Annotated in this window: 13 protein-coding genes and 4 pseudogenes; 6 read left to right on the top strand and 11 right to left on the bottom strand. The window is 58.9% G+C overall.

What is annotated here, in order from left to right:
* From ACOHWE_RS17315 to ACOHWE_RS17325, 3 genes are all read right to left on the bottom strand, one after another.
* Positions 1-539, bottom strand: a 539-nt coding sequence (locus ACOHWE_RS17315) for a hypothetical protein (RefSeq protein WP_420667986.1), incomplete at its 3' end; no start/stop codon positions are given.
* A complete protein-coding gene (locus ACOHWE_RS17320; protein WP_420667988.1) occupies positions 536-2,266 on the bottom strand; it encodes a non-ribosomal peptide synthetase in 1,731 nt (576 codons plus the stop codon). The genes ACOHWE_RS17320 and ACOHWE_RS17315, both read right to left, overlap by 4 nt.
* A gap of 26 nt (positions 2,267-2,292) precedes the next feature.
* The gene (locus tag ACOHWE_RS17325; RefSeq protein WP_420667989.1) at positions 2,293-3,276 is read right to left on the bottom strand and encodes a TauD/TfdA family dioxygenase; all 984 of its coding nucleotides are present in this window, start codon (positions 3,274-3,276) and stop codon (positions 2,293-2,295) included.
* Between the two features lie 441 nt (positions 3,277-3,717).
* On the opposite strand from ACOHWE_RS17325, the gene ACOHWE_RS17330 reads away from it, so the two are divergent.
* Positions 3,718-4,473, top strand: a complete 756-nt coding sequence (locus tag ACOHWE_RS17330) for a thioesterase II family protein (protein WP_420667990.1) — start codon at positions 3,718-3,720, stop codon at positions 4,471-4,473.
* 180 nt (positions 4,474-4,653) lie between these two features.
* Here the strand turns inward: ACOHWE_RS17330 and ACOHWE_RS17335 are convergent, their stop codons facing one another.
* From ACOHWE_RS17335 to ACOHWE_RS17345, 3 genes are read right to left on the bottom strand one after another with little or no spacing between them, the layout of a single operon-like run.
* Positions 4,654-5,898, bottom strand: coding sequence for a Zn-dependent hydrolase (locus ACOHWE_RS17335; RefSeq protein WP_420667991.1), 1,245 nt, complete (start codon positions 5,896-5,898; stop codon positions 4,654-4,656).
* 4 nt (positions 5,899-5,902) lie between these two features.
* The gene (locus tag ACOHWE_RS17340) at positions 5,903-6,298 is read right to left on the bottom strand and encodes a hydroxyisourate hydrolase (protein WP_420667992.1); all 396 of its coding nucleotides are present in this window, start codon (positions 6,296-6,298) and stop codon (positions 5,903-5,905) included.
* Positions 6,295-6,540, bottom strand: a complete 246-nt coding sequence (locus ACOHWE_RS17345) for an acyl carrier protein (RefSeq protein WP_420667994.1) — start codon at positions 6,538-6,540, stop codon at positions 6,295-6,297. Before ACOHWE_RS17345 ends, ACOHWE_RS17340 begins: the two co-directional genes overlap by 4 nt.
* A 322-nt stretch (positions 6,541-6,862) precedes the next feature.
* On the opposite strand from ACOHWE_RS17345, the gene ACOHWE_RS17350 reads away from it, so the two are divergent.
* Positions 6,863-7,564 carry a 4'-phosphopantetheinyl transferase family protein gene (locus ACOHWE_RS17350; protein WP_420667995.1) on the top strand — a complete coding sequence of 234 codons (702 nt, stop codon included), beginning with the start codon at positions 6,863-6,865 and terminating at the stop codon, positions 7,562-7,564.
* A 110-nt stretch (positions 7,565-7,674) separates the two neighbouring features.
* On the opposite strand, the pseudogene ACOHWE_RS17355 reads toward ACOHWE_RS17350, so the two are convergent.
* The 4 genes and pseudogenes from ACOHWE_RS17355 to ACOHWE_RS17370 all read right to left on the bottom strand — a co-directional run.
* A pseudogene (locus tag ACOHWE_RS17355) lies at positions 7,675-7,881 on the bottom strand (integrase core domain-containing protein); the annotation flags it as partial.
* Positions 7,882-7,973: 92 nt separating this feature from the next.
* Positions 7,974-8,243 (bottom strand): annotated as a pseudogene (locus ACOHWE_RS17360) (DUF3768 domain-containing protein); the annotation flags it as partial.
* 226 nt (positions 8,244-8,469) lie between these two features.
* Positions 8,470-9,741 (bottom strand): MFS transporter, encoded by a 1,272-nt coding sequence (locus ACOHWE_RS17365; protein WP_420667997.1) that lies wholly within the window; start codon positions 9,739-9,741, stop codon positions 8,470-8,472.
* 351 nt (positions 9,742-10,092) lie between these two features.
* Positions 10,093-11,152: pseudogene (locus ACOHWE_RS17370) on the bottom strand (hypothetical protein); the annotation flags it as partial.
* A gap of 237 nt (positions 11,153-11,389) precedes the next feature.
* Between ACOHWE_RS17370 and ACOHWE_RS17375 the strand changes: the two are divergent.
* The 4 genes and pseudogenes from ACOHWE_RS17375 to repC all read left to right on the top strand — a co-directional run bounded on the left by ACOHWE_RS17375 (position 11,390) and on the right by repC (position 16,103).
* Positions 11,390-12,297 (top strand): annotated as a pseudogene (locus tag ACOHWE_RS17375) (recombinase family protein).
* A gap of 342 nt (positions 12,298-12,639) precedes the next feature.
* Positions 12,640-13,839 (top strand): plasmid partitioning protein RepA, encoded by a 1,200-nt coding sequence (repA, locus tag ACOHWE_RS17380; RefSeq protein WP_420667998.1) that lies wholly within the window; start codon positions 12,640-12,642, stop codon positions 13,837-13,839.
* Positions 13,839-14,807, top strand: a complete 969-nt coding sequence (repB, locus tag ACOHWE_RS17385) for a plasmid partitioning protein RepB (protein WP_420667999.1) — start codon at positions 13,839-13,841, stop codon at positions 14,805-14,807. Before repA ends, repB begins: the two co-directional genes overlap by 1 nt.
* A 240-nt stretch (positions 14,808-15,047) precedes the next feature.
* A complete protein-coding gene (gene repC, locus ACOHWE_RS17390; RefSeq protein WP_420668000.1) occupies positions 15,048-16,103 on the top strand; it encodes a plasmid replication protein RepC in 1,056 nt (351 codons plus the stop codon).
* 212 nt (positions 16,104-16,315) lie between these two features.
* On the opposite strand, the gene ACOHWE_RS17395 is transcribed toward repC, so the two are convergent.
* The gene (locus tag ACOHWE_RS17395; RefSeq protein WP_420668051.1) at positions 16,316-17,518 is read right to left on the bottom strand and encodes a Fic family protein; all 1,203 of its coding nucleotides are present in this window, start codon (positions 17,516-17,518) and stop codon (positions 16,316-16,318) included.
* Positions 17,519-17,596 lie beyond the last annotated feature (78 nt).

Raw genomic sequence — 17,596 nt, forward strand, 5'->3', positions numbered from 1 at the left:
TCGGCATAGGTAACAAACCCCACCTCCGGCGCCACCTCTCCAGCGCCATCAAGCCCACTAGCAAATGCTTCCGACAACGCATCAAAGAACAACGCCGCCGACGCACCATCGAACACCACATGATGCACCAGCACACTCAGGTGACCGGGCTGGTCGATGTCCTGGCTAAGCACAGCGAGCACGTTCAGACCCTGGTGGGGTTCGAGTCGATCTGCCCATCGTGCCAGCGCGTCGCGGCTCGGCTGTTCGGCCGTGACGATCAGCTCGACCGAGCGCTCCTCCCCTGCCGCCGGAAAACTCATGCTGCGATGGCGGTCGGCCACCCGCACGGACAAGATCGGATGGCTCGCGATCACAGACTCGATGACGGCGCGTAAGCGCACCGGATCGGCCGGGGCGCGCAACATCGCCGTCCAGGCGATCCGGCTCGCCCTATCGGTTCGGCCATCGGCGCTCGCGACGACCTCCCGGCTCACCAGCGCGCGCTGCGCTCCGGTAAGGGCTTGGTTGACGGTCGCGGTATCGGCAGTGGTGCTCATCGGACCAACTCGGCATCGACTGCTTGTTGGGCGTTCACGCTAGCCACGAGACCATTGATAGTGGGCTCCTCGAAGAAAGAGACAATGCCGATCTGGACGCCGAACTCCTGATCGACGTGGTCCAACAACTCCAGGAGCTGGAGTGAGTGGGCCCCGATGTCGAAGAACGAGGTCGCCGCGGTGACCGAGTCGACCCCCAGCACGGTGCGGACAAGTGCGGAGATCTGTTCCTCAAGCGAACCTGCGGCAGCCGACTTGGGCTCTGGCCTGAAATCCGTAGAGATAGGATCGGCGGCCAACTGCGCCGCCAGCGCCTTGACATCGACCTTGCCGTTCAGCGAGGTCGGGAACCGCTCACACCGGATCCAGTTGCTTGGGATCATGTAAGCGGGAAGTCGGCTCGCCACCTTGGTGACCATTTCCTGGAACGCGATTTCACCGTCGGGGGCAACATAGAAGGCCGTGAGGGACAATCCGTCGTGGGTCAGGACCTGCACATCGGAGACCAGCAGCAGCTCGCGCACCGCAGTTGCCACTTCCTGCGCTTCGATCCGGTGCCCTCGCACCTTCATCTGCGAGTCGACCCGGCGCCCGAACACAAACTCGCAATCGGTCGTCGTGCAGATGTCGCCGGTGCGGTACTCGCGAGCCCCATCGTTGAGGGGCCGGAACAAGGCTGCGGTGAGTCGAGGATTCCCCACGTAGTGACTGGCCAAGATGCCGCGGATCGCAACCTCGCCAAGTTCGCCGACAGGCGGCTCCTCCAGACCGGCGACGACAAGCGATCTGCCGGGCATGCCCGCGCCGATCGGCACACCGATCTCGTAGAGATTGGTTGGATCGACCAGATGGCACGACGCGGTCACGACTGACTCGGTCGGTCCGTAGGCATTGATCAACGCGGCGTGCGCGGCCAAGGGATGCTCGCGCCAGACCTTTACATCGGATCGGGTCATCTCTTCAGCACCGGCGATGACAACACGAAGCTTCGGCGCCGGACGAGAGAATCCACCGATCCACTGCCGGAAAAACGATGTCGGAAGGTTCACCACTGTAAGGTTGTGATCGACGACCGCGGCCGACAGCTCCACGTTGCCCCACACGGTTCCCTCGCGCCAGAAAACGGTTGCACCGACCGACAGCGGCAGCAGGAGCTGTTCGTAGAACACGTCGAAGGACTGTGGAGCGAAGTGTAGGGCTCGGTCGGTAGGGCCATAGCCAAACGCCTCAGCGGCCGAATGCAGATGAGCGGCGAGGGCCCCTCGGGACACCTCGACACCCTTGGGCCGACCCGTCGACCCCGACGTGAACACGACATACGCGGGGAAACCAGGGTGCGCGGTGACCTGGCCAGCGATGCCGGCCTGGTCGATCAAGTTGGTCTTGTGCGAACCCCGGATGTCGATGGTGATATTGCTATCGATCCCGCGACGAATCGTGCGTCCCGCGCGAACTTGCGCGATCTGGTCGACGGCGCGATCAACGGGCAAACGGGGGTCGAGGACCAGACAGCCGAGGCCAGCCCGGAGGGTGGCGACGACCGCTAGGCCGAGCCCCGGTCCCCGGTCGAGCTCGATCGCAACGATCGAACCGGGTGCCGGGGCGGTTTCAAGGAGCCGTTCCGCCAGCTCACGCGATTCGCGGTCGAGACGTGCGTAGCTGATCTTCTCGTCGAAGGTTTCGAATGCGATCGCATCACCGTGATCGGCGAAGACGTGTTCGAACATTGACCAGAGATCGTCTGCAGGGGCCATCATTTCACGGCCCCAGCGGGTGCGAATGCCGGTCGGCGTTCAGGGGTCGTGAGTGCAGTGACAATGGTTCGGTCGCCGCTATAGCTCTGGCGACCGTGGCCCACGAGCCTGTTGTCGAGTATCAAGAGATCACCTGGGGTCCAGTCGAACCAGAACTCCTCGGCCGCCAAGGCGTTCCGCAGGACGTCAGCCTCTTCGGACGAGATGGGCGAGCCGTCGCCGAACGTGGTGTCGAACGGCAGCTGGTCGAGCATCCCGTCCCTCTCGAATCGTCTGATCATCGGTGCCGGCATGCTGCTTTGGTGCCAGAACGCCACATGGTTGAACCAGCTCGACCGCCCCGAGGGGTCGGCATCGAGAAACGCCGAACGCACTTGTACGGTCTCGAGGACGTCGTCGCCCTGCCATTTCCAGGCGATGTCCGCTGACCGGCAGTAGCCCTCGACCTCGGACCGGTCGTCAGTGGCGAACGCCTCTTGCCATCGTAGAGAGAAGCCCGTGTTGTAGCGGCGAACAAGACGCCAGCCGAGCCGCTCGAACTTGTTCCGCAGACCTCTCGGCAATCTCTCGGCAACCGCCCGCACGTCGCACAGTGTCGTAGCGCCACCGGTGTCGGGTGCGACTCGGCAGTAGAACCACACGAGGCGTGGGTAGATGTGCGCCGCCGACAGTTCGCAGTGCAGGCTGATCGTCTGGTCGGCCGGGAACTCGGTGGAGCTATAGACGAACGAGCCGAGGCTTCGGCGAGGCGTGGATCGTTCTAGGTACTCCATCGGCGGCTCTCCGACGACTTCGATGATCTTCTCGACACCGACGGCGTCAACTACCGTTGCTCCACGTACGACAACGGCTCCTTCAGTGCGCAGCACATCTTGTATCGCGTCGTAGTTTGCGGTGACCGTCGCAGCGAGTTCTTCGCCTGTGTCGAGCAGGGCGAGCGAACGCCCGTTACTGCAGGCCTTGCGGTCGAAAGTGGTGATCATCGTTGGGTCTCCGCTGGGGTCGCCTGGATCGGTGGTACTGCCCTAGTGCCCGCGCTCCTAGTCTTGGGAGCCGCTGTTTTTGCAGGCTAGAGGCGCCGGAGTCCGACAGGTTTGAGTATTCTGTAGTGGTTCATAGTTCTTGGATTAGCTGTTTTTCTATTAAGCGCTGGGTGAGTTTCAATTCTTGGGGCGAGAGCACCACGATGCCTCTTTTAGGTGTTGTTCGAGTTGGGATTTCGATTTTTTAAGTTTCATTTCGAAGGGTAATTCACATTATCGATACACCTTCGACGCGATTGATCAAGAGAAAAAACACTCTTGGGTGATTCGCTGTTTGGAGGATCATCAAGACCAAGAGCACGCTCAATACGTCTTGACGCCTGTAAATCAATGATGTGGCACTGACATCAACAGGTCGCACGGCGAACGGAATGGTCGACGATGGCCCCGATCATGGAGAAATTAACCAACATGAAACCAAACCAGAAAAGCGGTCACACCGAACGCGCCATCATTGTCATCCCATGTGCCGCAGGACCAGCACGTCGTTACGAGCCTCTGATCTCGGCTTTCGGGAACTCGATAAAAACAATCGTGGCCGAACTGCCTGGACACGGGAGGCGATTGTTCGAGCCTGCGCACGGGAACGTAGAAGCACTGTGCGACTACCTTGAAACTCATTGCCTGCCCCTCGCCGAACAGCGAACAATATTGTTGTTCGGCCACAGTTTCGGCGGCCTCGTCGCGTTCGAGCTTGCCAAACGGCTGGAGAGCAACGGCCTAGTCTGCGAGCGCCTAGTCGTCGCCGGGTGCCCGGCCCCGAACAGCCCCGTCGCTCCTGAGCGATCTGACGAAGCACTCGGACTCGACACTCTGCCAGCGGCGATAAGCGATGCGGTTCGCCAGACTATCGAAGCCGAGTGGCAGCTCACGAAGCGGATTCGCAACACCCCACCAGTTGCGGTGCGCGCGCCGATCATGGTGCTCGACGGAACCGACGATGACGTTCCTCGATCATCGCTCGAAGGCTGGGCCGACCTGACAAGTGCATCGATCCGCATCGAGGAAGTCGCGGGCGATCACTACTTCCCTTGGGCCAACCCTGTGCCGATCGCGCGGCTCATTGAGCGCTGGATCGAACGTGACCGGCCTGATCCGCCACATGATCGGACGGGGATCGATACCGCCAGTGGCTAGCGATCTCCGCGCGGAAATAGATCCACACATCATCATGAGTAATGTGTTCGATGAGCCGCACCAAGGCGCCGGGTTGCCCGATGATCCGCTAATCGAGGCCGATCGACAGCATCGCCGGCTTGTGGCGCCCTAGGGACAAAGCAAGTCCCGTGGACAGTTGCTCCGGACTACGCCATCGCCCTATTGATTTGTCCGCTCAGACATCAGTGACGCTCCCCTCGGCCGGTCGAGTTCGAGCAGCGTCGAATACAGCGACTCGGCCCCAGCGACCAGGTCTTCGGGACGGGTTCGCTCGTTGTGGTCGTGGCTGCGCCCGCTGACAATCGGAACGAAGATCATCGCCACCGGCAGGTGCCGTGCGAGGACCTGGGCGTCATAGCCGACGTCGCACCACTGTTCGGCCCAAGCATGCCCTGAGGACGCATCGACCCGTCGAACCGCGCCGGTCACGTTTGCGTCACGCGCGACCGGAGCGAGCATCTGCTTCCACGCTAGCTCGCATCTGATCGCCCGGCGCCTCGCCACGTGTTCGACAGCTCCTTCTAACTTTATCCGAGCGACATCGAACGATTCGGCATCGGAAAAACGGAATTCGGCTCCGATATCGACCAAGCCCGGGATGACGTTAGTGACGTTCGGTGAGACTGTGATCCGGCCGACGGTTGCACTTTCATCGAGATCTTTGATGACCAAGATGAGGTCTGCCGCCGCGCACAAGGCGTCCTTGCGTTGACCCATTGGGACAGTGCCAGCGTGGTTGCTGATACCGCGCACGGTGACGTCGACCGACTGGCGGCCGAAGATGCCATCGACGACACGGAGTATGCGCCTTTCGCTGTCGAGCCGGGGGAATTGCTCGATATGAAGCTCGATGAACGCGCTGATCTCGCCGAGATTCCATCTCGCCTCGCTCAACCGCTCGGGGGCGCCGCCGGCGGCGGCCAGGCGCGCCCGAACGCTAATCCCTTCGGCGTCAACGTGGTCGACCTCGCCGACCACCGCCCTACTGCCGAGCATTCCCTTGTTGCCCCTCGCGCTGTTCTGGTTCGAGAAGGCCACGACTGCCAGGCTATGGAGTAGCGGTGACTCGAGTAATCGCAATGCGTCTGCAACTTCGATCGCTGCAAGTACGGCGTAGGCCCCGTCGAGATTTCCGCCGTTCACCACAGTACCGAGGTGACTGCCGATCACAATACGGCGCCCATTATGCACGCCGGAGCGGGAGCCGATCAGGTTGGCCGCAGGATCTACGACCACGTGAAGCCCGGCATCGTTCATCCATCGGCAAACCAGATTACGGGCGGCTAAGTTGTCGTCGCCGTAGGCGAACCGGGTGACCCCGCCGCGTTTGGTCCTGCCCAATTGCCTGAGCTGTTCCAGCCGACGCAGCAGCCGGCGACCGTCGATTCGGGTCGATAGGTCCACGCCGCTAGCTCCCCCGATAGGCGGTGTAGGAGTTGGGGGTCATCAACATCGCGACGTGGAGGTGGCGGACTTCGACCGCCGCGTCGAACTGCACCGGCACGATGTCGAGCCATTCCGAAGACGTGTTCGGCGGCCACGACCGGTTCAAAGCGAAGAACTTCCCGATAGCGAATCGCAACTTGCACTGCCCGGAAGGGAAGGGCGGGCCCTCGAGCAGCGGTTGATCGGTCCTTCCGTCGTTGTTCGTCTCGATCGAGAATTGCGAGTAGTCCCTATCTGGCAGCACCTCGACACCAAGCCCGATCGCCGGAAGGCCGCGGGTGAGGTCGAGCGCACGGATCGAGAGCGAGGGGGTCGCCACCCCCGGCTGTGCTGCCGACTCGCCGATGCCGTAGCTCAATGCCCCGAACTCGCCACGCTGGCGGCGTCGACGAGCTCCGACATCAGGTTGATGGTTGCGTTTCGGAACAGCTGGTCCATCGCGATCTCGACACCGAATCGTTCGGTGATGCGGTCCTGCACGACCACCATAGACAGCGAGTGGCCGCCAACATCGAAGAAGTCGTCGTCCAAGCTCAGATCGGTCGTGTGCAGGCTCTTTTCCCAAATTGCACGCATTTCGGCAACGGTAGAACTATTCATATCGTCCAATCCTTAAAGTTGTTTTTGGATTTTAGCCTTTTCTTGCGATTGCGCAACCGTACAATCGTTTGAAGCCAGATGTCGCTGTGGAGGTTCTTGGCGCATTTTCAGCCCTGAGTGCGTCGAAAACCCGGAAGAATGCGCGGTTTGCCAACCACGCTGGCACCCACGAGCGACCCCAACCTCCGGCGAACATTTTAGATGTATTCCGTCCGCCACCGTGTCACAACAACGGCGATCCGCTCGGCCGGGATTGGCAGGTTGCTGTGTAAGAGTGCGCAATCAGTCACTATTTGGAGTTGAGCATTTTCGAGATTAAGTAATGCCGGATAAAGCTACATCGATCGCCAACTGGGTATCTCAAGTTGCGCCCTCTGGAACTGCGATAGCTTGCGGGCTGATCGGTCCTGCCACTGCGTTCAATACTCGTGAAGCCGCCGTCATTGCCCGAGCAGTGCCTCGCCGTCGTGACGAGTTCCTAACGGGCCGAGTTCTGGCGCGCCAGGCGCTGCATGAACTTGGCTGTCCGCCGCAAGAAATCCTACCAAACAAGACGCGAGCGCCAATATGGCCGGAGAGTTTCATAGGTTCAATCAGCCACTGCACCGGTATGTGCATGGCCCATGTCGCCCGGCGTGATTCATTGCTTGGAATCGGTGTGGATGTCGAGCAAAGACAGGCGGTTACGCCAAAAATACTTGATCTAATTTCCACTTCAGAAAAGTGCGCCAGTTTGACCACACTGGGCGCCGAGAACGAAATTGCATCTCTCATCTTCTCGGCCAAGGAGGCTTTTTACAAAGCATACTTCCCAGTCACCCAAGTCCCCTTAGATTTTAAAGATGTTCTAATCGAAGTGGATCTGTTGACTAGATCTTTCGAGGTGTCTCTAGCATCGGCTGCCGCACCGGACATCGCTGGCCGCCGGAGTTTGACTGGTTGCTTCGCTTGGATTGACCGCTTTGTCGTTACGGCAGTATGGGCGCAACTACCGGAATTCAAAACACCTGGTGACGCTAACTGATGTGGTGAAACCGTTTGCGTCTGCATTTTCTGGTCCTCCCCCTCTGAAGTGGCCCTCCGCAATGTTTAGGAGAATGGAGAATGAACTTCACCCCGTTTCTGGTCCGGCCTTCATGCGACCTTTCGGGTTTCATTCAATTGGGCCGCAAATTCGCTCGGCGTCAAGTTTCCGAGCGAAGAATGCGGCCTGGTTTCGTTGTAGTCGGCCCTCCAAGCATTGATCCTGTTGCGGGCGTCATCCATCGATAGGAACCATGAGGCGTTGAGACATTCCTGACGGAGGCGGCTGTTGAAGGCCTCGATATAGGCATTGTCAGTTGACAGCCATCGCTGGAGGGCACATGCAAAGCGACATGGCGGACCTCATAACCTTGAACTACGACGCCAAGGTGTGACTGGAATACCGGTTACGTCTCGCCTCGGATCTCGACCGCACCAAAATCATGCCATCCCTCGGGATCATTCTCGGTCTCGAAGGTCTCGAACGCGCCGGTGGTCTTCACCGCCTCAGACATGATCCCTTCCCCGGCTTCCATGAGCGAGCGAGTCACATGCATGCGACCTTGGACAGGCGCCTCTGGCGGTATCCCGAGGCAGACAAGCCTGCGAAACGCGTCGTTCTGCGCGGCAATCACGGTCGGATCCGGACGGTCTGTCTTGGGTTGTGCGGTGATGGTCATCGGGCATTCCTCTGAGAAGTTGAAACACCCTTCCCAAGGCCCGCTTTTTCTTTTCCGCTTGGTGGAAGAGCCCGGACAAATCCTATCGGAACAAAACAGATCCAAAGGTCCGTTCAGCGGAACGGAGCTGGTATCTGTTTACCCGGTATTAAGGTTCGCTTGTTTCGCATCAGCGGCGTCAACGACGTGCATCTGCGCAGGGATGGCCAGAGAGGGCAGGCTAGTACTAGCGCCTTGTTTGTCTGGCTAGCAGGATCGCAAGAGCTGCGGCTGCCCCGAGACTTGCCGCCCCAGCGATCCAAGCAACGCCTACACCTTCGGACTCGCCGATCCAGCCTAGGATGAGCAGGCCGACCATTGCACCCAACTGCTTTAGAAGAGACTGGACCGAAAGGATCGTGGAGCGACGATTGTCCGGCGCATAGGCGTGCAGGATGCTTGCAGCGGGCGATTCCGACAGTCCCAATACGACGGAAAAAAGGAGAAACACTACTATGAAACCCATGAGGGACTCTTGCAGAGCCAATGCGATCTGACAAACGACGAGCGCTCCGAGAACCGCTGCGAGCGTAGCCGCGTTTCGGCGTTTGAAGAAGCGGCCGACCCGTCCCGCGACGCTCGCGCCGACCGCGATTGCCAAGAAATATCCTGCCGTCAAAAGCCCCACCACGGCGGCAGCGCGTTCGGGATCGAGCATGGTTTGCACCACGGTGGGCCAGAGCACCTCGACCGGGTTGGTGGCGAATAGCATGAGGGTTAAGATCGCGAGTAGCAGAAAGAGCGTCCGGTGCGAGATTGCGAACTGTGCGCCGTCGCGGATCGTGCCCGGTACGGCGCGTATCTCGCGCAGCACGACCGCCCCGTTAAGGGTGCGAACCGGTTCCCGGATAAGAAGGACCGTGTAGGTAAACACGATAAGTGTCAGCGCGAGTCCGGCAGCATAGGATACGTCATAGATTGTCCGACCGATCAATGGATCGGAAGGGTCATTCCCTGCAACAAGGCCGGGAAGGAATCCGCCTACAAGCGCCCCAAACCCAAGACCCGCGAAATTTGCCGTTTGCGCACGCGCTAGGAAGGGCTGGATTTCGACGCCGGGGGCGTGTGCATGCAGTCCTTCCACGTACCAGGCGTCTAGCGTTCCCGATCGCAATGCGCGACCGAGGCCGACCAATGCGAACGACGCGGCGAGCGGCCAAAACGCGTCGGACCAGATAAACACTATGGAGGCCATCAGGCTCGCTACTGTTGCCAGCAGAAAGACCGGCTTGCGCCCCACCCCATCGGCTAGCCCGCCAAAGGGCAGTTCGGCTGTCATCGTCACGGCGGCGTAGATGGCGAAGAGCGCCCCGATCTCACCGACACCCAAGCCCCGTCCTCGAAGGGCTAGAGCCGTCACGGCGACGATCACCCCCATGGCGAAACGGTCTAGAAACTGATGACCTTGAAAAAGATACACGTGCCGACGCGCGGGGGTCGGCAGCTTTGCGAAGGACATATTTGCGTCAGAAGACATATCTAGGAACTTCAGTCACAATGTAAACAGGCGCAACCATAATCGTCGCATAGTCCGCCGAAGCAGTCATTCATGCAGCCCGCAACACTCGGTGGTTTAGGTGTTGCTCCGAACCAGTCCGTTGTAGCGCTGTTTCAGAATTGTGTGCAACGATATCGCAGCTAATGGCAAAGGGAGGCGAATGATTTTGTTGAATTCTTTATTTCATATTCAACGGCAACGCGGCACCGGGGATCAATGGCGTGCAGCCAGCACATCAAACAAATCTTCGGCCAGCACCCCGTCATTCCGACCACGGGTTGACTTGGCGTCTGTCGCGCGCGTCTCGACGATCCGCCACACCCTATACCGCCCCTGCCCCGTGACCTCCCGGACCAGACCCCGCTCCTGCATCCAGTCGATGTTCCGCTGAACCGTCGCCCGATGCGCGCCCGCCAAGCGCTCCGCCATCTGCACCGAGACCAGCGGCCCAGGCCTCGATCTCCTCGAGCCTTCGCAGCGCAGCGAAGGTTGCGCTCTACATCGCGTTCAGCCAGCGGACCAACCGAGCCAGCGGGTCCCCGATCGCGCGGAAGCCACCTCCCCCGCCCATAACGATCGGTGCGAAAATCGCGCCCGGGGCGCTCCCCGACGGCGATAGATCGGCGATCGCGACACGCGCCCCCGTCACCGCGGCCTCGAGCGGATCATCGATCGGCGAGAGCTCCGCGACGTGCCAGAGATGAAAGCCCATGCAGGCCCGCGTCACGGGATGCAGGTCTTCGGCCTGATCCATCATCGCAAGCCATCCGGCTGCCCGGTGCTCGAAGGCTTCGCGCCCTACCATCTCGAGCACGCGGGATGGCCCATTGGCATCTTCAAAGCGCTCCCCCTGCCCTGGTCAGTCGCGCCGATCAAGGAACGTCTCGAGATCGCCGACACCCGATCGAAGCGTCAACGGCGCTGATCCGCCGGTCAGCCGCCGCACGGTCCAGCCAATCCGGTACAAGGCCTGCGCATCATCCGTTGCGGTCGAGACCCGCAGCGCCATGTAGAGCGACAACCGGTCGAGCCCAATCCGGTCCTGAGTCAACCAGCTGAGATCCGATGCCTCGATCAGGGCGAGCCGCTGCCGCCAGCCCGCGGGGCCCCGGCGCAGGCGTTCATCGATAATCCCTAGGCGGGCCGCGACGCGGGCCAGCTGGGCCGCCTGCCCGGCCTCGGCTCGACGCCAGGCGTCGACGATCTCTGAATCCTTGGCCTCGGGCGCAGGACCGGGAGGGAGATAGTCGGGTTCAACCTCAAGAGGTCCGGGCAGGAACCAGAGATCAGCCTCATCCCGGTCCTCGGCCGCCTCCATGTCTCCAAGAGGCACCCCGTCTTCATCCAAGTCTGTCTGGCGAAATCGGCTCATGCGCGCATTATACTGCCGTTTTGCGCGCTTGACGATGGAGTTCGAGACTTTGCCCTTTTCTCTACGGTAGAGTCGTTCGAAGCCGCTGTCTTCTTGAGACCGCTGGAGCGCCTCTCGTTCCCTTCAACCCAAAGATACAAGGGCTCCTGCACCGAGCGCGACGAGAGAAACGCCCCAGCGCGCGTTTACAAACAGTCGTTTAATGGCGATGTATGAAACTGCAAAAAGACTGTTTTGGTGCCCCTGATAGGTTACGCTCGGGTCTCGACCGAGGATCAGACCCCCTGCCCCAGTCGCAGGCCCTGAAATCCGCGGGCTGCGCCGAGATCCATGAAGAACAAGCCTCGGGCGGCAATCGTGCGCGGCCGGTGCTGGCGCGGGTGCTGGAACGCGTATCCAAGGGCGACACGCTGGTGGTCGTGCGGATTGACCGCCTCGCGCGATCCCTGTCGCATCTGCTGGAGGTGATCGAGCGGCTGGAGGCCAAGGGTGCGTTCTTTCGTTCCATTCAGGACCCGATCGACACTGGATCCCCCCAGGGCAAGTTCACGTTGCAGGTCTTGGGCGCTGCGGCCGAGTTCGAGCGTGCCCTGATCCGGGAACGCACCAAGGCCGGCCTTGCCAGCGCACGCACAAAGGGCCGCGTGGGCGGGAACCCTGGGCTGCGGGCCAAAGACCCTGCCGCTCTTCGCAAGGTGCGGCTCGCGCGGCAAGACGGCTACATGGAGCGGCTGAACGAGACGGCTCAAGACTGGGTGCCCCAAGTGCGCCGGTTGCGCCCCGACTTGGCCTGGGAAGACGTTGTGCGCATCATCAACGGCCCCCTGCCCGAGGCGCGTCGCTGGACCCAAAGCCGTCTCTTGCGCGCTGTGAAGGCCTATGTCCGCGACGGCTTCCTGCCTGCCGAGGTGCTGGCCCGCGCCGGGCGCCGCGAAACCGACGACCGCCTGCCCGCAATTATTGCTGGCATCAAGGGCGCAGATCCCGACATCACGCTTCAAGCGATCTGTGAACGGCTGGAATCTATGCGCGAACGCACGCCTCGTGGCCGAACAAGATGGCAGCCGTCTTCGGTGAAAATGCTGTTGGAGCGGGCGGAACGACTTGGCCTCATGCCGTACGAATCGAGCCAAGATCAGATGTAGCTTCTGACCCGAATCCAAAAAATTTCACCGGGAGAAAACTCCGCAGGAGGCAGAAAGTGCCACTAGTTGCTTGGGGTTAGCTGCTAATGTGCCAACTCAACAGAGTAGCGGCTCGATTCGGTTAGATCTGCATTTAATATATCTATATCAATGACTTGCTGAGTTTTTTTATACGACAACACCTATAGGTGTTGTGGATAACTTTCACACTACATTTAGATTCTTCTTGCCGGACTCACTGGATCGTGGCATTCCCATTCTGACGGCAAAACGCGTCAGACACGCTGTACACCGTCAGAATGACTAAGAGCCTCAACAGAGGCCGAGAGTGGGCGGCAGGACATGGATGATCGTAACATTGGGTACACGCAAGGCATAGGCTCTTCCGATATCGGAGCATTTGCCGACAATCTGGCTGAGTCTTTGGATCGCCAGATGAAGATCGCTTTCGAGCCCGAAGAACGAAAGTCCCTGCGCCGTTTCAGTTCTACCGAGGTCGCTAGCCTCTTGCGCGTGAGCACATCCAACCTGCGCAACCGGCACAAGGACGGCAGCTTCCCGGAAGTGCATACAGACAACCGCGGACACCGGTTCTACACAGCCCAAGAGATTGATGAGTTGCGCGATGTTCTTGGACGCACTGGAAAGAACGCAGAAAGTTACCGTCCTGGTCGACGTGAGGGCGATCGTCTCCAGGTGATATCCGTCGTCAATTTCAAAGGCGGATCGTCAAAAACGACAGCAACGATACATCTTGCACAACGGTATGCCTTGCGAGGCTACCGAGTATTGGTTTTGGATCTCGATCCACAGGCAAGTCTGACCACTTTTTTCGGTTTTCGGCCTGAGCTCGAGTTCGCTGAAGGCGGCACAATCTATGATGCTCTGAGATATGAGGAGCAAGTTCCACTCTCCGACGTCATCCAAACGACCTACTTCCACAAGCTCGATATGGTTCCGGCGGGCCTAATGCTCTCGGAATACGAAACTGAGACGGCAAACGCCCTCGCCCGTCGGGTGCAGCCCATATTTGCGGAGCGCCTAGCCTTGGCGCTCGAGGAAGTTGAGGCGAGTTACGACATCGTGCTGATCGACTGCCCGCCTCAACTTGGCTTTCTGACCCTAACGGCGTTGGCAGCCTCGACGGGGCTTTTGGTTACCGTGGTACCTGGCATGCTTGACATCGCATCCATGAGCCAATTCCTGAAGCTTGCTTCAGAAACGGTCAAGGCGGTGGAGGAAGCCATCGGTCGGCGTGTCACATGGGATTTTGTCAAGTTCCTGATTACCAGATATGAACCGTCGGACGGGCCTCAGACCCAGATGGCGGGCTACCTGAGATCGATCTTGGCCGGACAGGTCATGACTGAGCCAATGCTGAAGTCTACAGCAATCTCGGACGCCGGCATGACCCAGCAAACCGTCTACGAAGTTGATCCGAGCCAGTTCATCAGGAAAACGATTGATCGCGCCCTAACCAGCGTGAACGGCGTTGGCGATGAGTTGGAACAAACAATTCAAATGGCATGGGGGCGTCGCTGATGGCCCGAAATATCTTCAATCAGCCTCCAAAGGACGAGAAGGAGAGCGCGGCCTCCTCCCCTACCCCGCCAAAAGCGGCAAAACTGCCAGGATCTGTTGGCGGCTTGCGCGACTCTTTGCGCGAGATCACCGCGAATTCCATTCGGGACATCGAGCCCGATCAGATTGACATGGATGGTCTGCGCGATCGGTTGGTTCTGGAGGATTCCAGTATTGATGAGTTGGCCGAAAGCATTCGCAAGCATGGGCAACAAGTGCCGATTATGGTCCGACCATCAGCGCAACCGGACAGATACCGCATCATTTACGGACGACGCAGGCTTGCAGCGATCCGCATGGTCGGTGGAACGGTCAAGGCGATCGTCCGAACCTTGGATGACGACGCATCTCTGATCGCACAGGGCCAAGAGAACAATCTCCGACTAGACCCGTCTTTCATTGAGAAATCTCTTTTTATCAAAGAGATGCAGGAATCAGGTTACAAGCCAAACGTCATCCAGGATGCTCTCGGCTTGACACGGCAGGGCGTGTCCAACCATCGCGTCGTCATAGAGCAACTGCCAGAAGGGCTTGTACAGCTGATAGGACCGGCACATGGCATCGGACGACGGCAATGGGGTGACCTGGCTGCTTTCTCGAAAAAGATAGATCTGGTGAACACGGCCAAAGAGGTGATTGCCGCCCTGCCCGACGACACTCCAAGCGCGGAAAAGTTTCAGGCAGTCTACTCGGCTTGCTCGAACAAGGCGCGTAGCGACAAGAAACAAGCCAACGGCAGCCTAACGTCCGTCGTCAAAGATGCGGACGGTAGCTCTGTGGGAACGCTGACAGTCGATCAGAAAACGATCGCCATCAAGATCGCCAAGAAGGACCACCCAGAATTCGGCCAATGGATTGAAGAGCGCGCGGAGGCAACGCTTTTGCAGCTCTTCGAACAGTGGCGGAATGAGAGCGGCTCTGGGTCCTAAGCCCCGAGCCACACAGAGTAACGCGAGCAGAGGAGAAAAGCGAAGACCAGAAAGAAAAGAGCCCCCCAAAGTTTCCCCTGGAGAGCCCTCATCATTCGATTAGCACTCATGATGTAGCAACCTCCAGCAAACCGGTCAAGAGTCACCGATTCGGTGGACCGATTTTTATTGCCTTTTTCTGAGCGAAATCTCGGGAAGAGACTGGGAAGTTGTGGGCCGAACGGTCGTCGTGAACAAACCATGGCATTTACAAAACTATCGATCAGAACCGCTGGTGCTGATGCATCACGCGGCTCAATTTCTGCGGCTGAAACCGACATCTGGACCATCTTCAGGGCACTGAGAGATGCACGTAGCGTATTCGGTCTGCGTCCTGGCCATATCCAAACACTTCAAGCCATGCTCAGTTTCTTGAAGCCCGGCCATGGTGAAACGGTTTTCGCGTCCAACGACTCGATTTGCCAGCGCGTCGGCGGAATCGACGAACGGACACTCCGCAGACACATCAACCGCTTCGTCGAACTCGGGTTCATCAAACGCAATGACAGTTCAAATCGAAAGCGCTACCGCGTTCGCTCGTCCAGCGGGGAATGCATCAGTTATGGACTGTCTCTAACTCCCCTCCTCCAACGTGCGAGCGAGCTTATCGCCATCGCACATGAGATGGAAAATAACCGGCGGGATCGGATATTTGTCCGCAAACAGATCCTTACAAAGCTCGCCCATTTGGAGGAGCACGATCCTAGCAACGCATTCATCAACCTCGCACGGAAAGCTCTACGCAGGAAGCTGAGCCTCCCCGAATACCATGCTCTGCTCGCCAATACAGATGCAGAATGCCAGAGTTTGTCTACCCCGGATGACCCGCCTGAAACTATGGAATTGCCCGCCAATGACGGACAAACTGTCCGGCATCAATCTAAGTCTGAAGAAGAAAAAAAAGATTTAGATAGCAACATAGGCGATGAGGCCCTGAAACCAGACTTGCTGACCTCAGTCTGCGATCAGGCGACATCGTTCTCCACAGACAGACTTAGAAACTGGTTGGACATTGAAAACCATGCGCGAACACTTGCACCCATGATGGGCATTCACCCAGAAACTTTCGAGAAAGCCAAGAATGCTGTAGGAGCTCAGAAAGCGTCATGCGCGATCTTCATCATGCTACAACTTGGAAAACGCATCCGGGATTTTGGGGCGTATTTTCACAGTATCACCCTGGGTCAAAGGCAAAACCAATTTGATCCATTAGCTTTGATCAAGCGACTGTCCGAAACCAATGAGCGAACTGTCTAATGTCCACCGCGGTGGACTTCGAACGAGAAGCGGCGCTTGTGGCAACCAAAACTGTCCAAACGCACCTAGCGGCGCGTGGTGGTTCTTCAGTTTATCTCAGAACAGCAGATGTCCACCGCGGTGGACAAGTGACACACGAGCAAGCCTTGATGAAAATCTCGCAGGCCATGGAAGAAATCGGCGGCCAGGCATTAAACCCTAAATCCCTAAAGCTATTGTGGGAGGTCACCATCTCCAAAGAGGTTTGGAAAGAGCCGCTCTCGATAATCCAACGGAAACGCCAACCGAACTGGCGTCTTCGGCGAGACGGAAGTCAGGTATCCGGCGGCGGTCAGTTTACTCAGCGTGTTGCGAGCAGTACGCTCGGACGTCTTGAGCACAATCTGCGCATCGCCTCGTTCCAGTGCCCCATGCCGAAGAACCGCCGAGATTAGTTCCGGCGCTCGCTTGTCATCGATGGTATCTGCAACAAGACGACGATACCGTTGGTCCAGTCCGCCGAGATCGAACAATCTTGCTGAGAAGGTGATCTGGTCGAGCGTTACCTTTAGGAACCATTCACTGAACGTCTTCAGTGCCGCTTCTGACAGGTTCCCCCGTCCGTCGCGGTCTCCGCGGCGTGGACTATCCGCGAGATCCATCATCCGTTTGTACTCGCCCCGATCGGTTAGCCCGCGGGCCAGCCCACGTGATACGGACCAGAGCCCTTGGCCACCAATCCCCGCTGTGAGGGCCATGGCATGAGACATCAGTCTGCTGACACGGCCGTTACCATCCGGGAAAGGGTGGATGTAGTTCAGCCGGTGATGTGCAGACGCGATCGCGATGATCCGTCCGCTCGAAGACCGCGCCGCAATCTGAAACCGTTTGTCGAAATGGTCCATGAATGCCGCAACGCGCGACGATGAAGGAGGTAGGTGGCGCCCGACCGCAACTTCCCGATCGTCATCCTGGCGTATGCGTCCCGGAACGATGGGCTCGTGTGTGCCGTCAGAATGCTCGATGACCCGAAACTCATCCGGCATCTCGTCGTAGAAGCTCTTATGGACCCAAGTCAGGAATTCGATAGATGTGGGGCGGGGCAGGGTGCCTTTGCGGTGCATCTCGTCGATGGCCCGTTGAACGATGACGTGGGCCCGGGCCTCAAGGGCGAGAGGGCGGGTTTCTTCCTCAAGCTCTGCACCAGCCAGCGCCCTTTCGATGTCGCGGGGGCGCGTGTTGTGTCCTTCGATCAGGTTGGAGTAGTAGCAGTTCATCACACGGACGAGATCGGCAAGTTCGGCTGCGCTGTCAGGATGCAACCCTTGTCCCAGCCCGGTGGCTTCCCTCTGGATGTCGACCGAAAGGTCTGCCAGTTCTGTAGGAATATGCTCCTCGAAGAAGCAGGGTTCGATCCTGGCGGGTGTTTCCAGCATTTTGCCGATCTTCCGTGTTTGCAAAGTAATTGAAAAATAAACACATTTCGTACTTTCAAGCAAGGTTTTGCCGATATG

It is taken from the genome of Cribrihabitans neustonicus, from assembly GCF_048820895.1.
Taxonomy (GTDB): Bacteria; Pseudomonadota; Alphaproteobacteria; order Rhodobacterales; family Rhodobacteraceae; genus Cribrihabitans_A; species Cribrihabitans_A neustonicus.

Coding starts and splice junctions, on each gene's coding strand:
- ACOHWE_RS17320 (WP_420667988.1), bottom strand. CDS start 2,266: ATGTTCGAACACGTCTTCGCCGATCACGGTGATGCGATCGCATTCGAA.
- ACOHWE_RS17325 (WP_420667989.1), bottom strand. CDS start 3,276: ATGATCACCACTTTCGACCGCAAGGCCTGCAGTAACGGGCGTTCGCTC.
- ACOHWE_RS17330 (WP_420667990.1), top strand. CDS start 3,718: ATGGCCCCGATCATGGAGAAATTAACCAACATGAAACCAAACCAGAAA.
- ACOHWE_RS17345 (WP_420667994.1), bottom strand. CDS start 6,540: ATGAATAGTTCTACCGTTGCCGAAATGCGTGCAATTTGGGAAAAGAGC.
- ACOHWE_RS17350 (WP_420667995.1), top strand. CDS start 6,863: ATGCCGGATAAAGCTACATCGATCGCCAACTGGGTATCTCAAGTTGCG.
- ACOHWE_RS17365 (WP_420667997.1), bottom strand. CDS start 9,741: ATGTCCTTCGCAAAGCTGCCGACCCCCGCGCGTCGGCACGTGTATCTT.
- repA (WP_420667998.1), top strand. CDS start 12,640: ATGGATGATCGTAACATTGGGTACACGCAAGGCATAGGCTCTTCCGAT.
- repB (WP_420667999.1), top strand. CDS start 13,839: ATGGCCCGAAATATCTTCAATCAGCCTCCAAAGGACGAGAAGGAGAGC.
- repC (WP_420668000.1), top strand. CDS start 15,048: ATGGCATTTACAAAACTATCGATCAGAACCGCTGGTGCTGATGCATCA.
- ACOHWE_RS17395 (WP_420668051.1), bottom strand. CDS start 17,518: ATGCTGGAAACACCCGCCAGGATCGAACCCTGCTTCTTCGAGGAGCAT.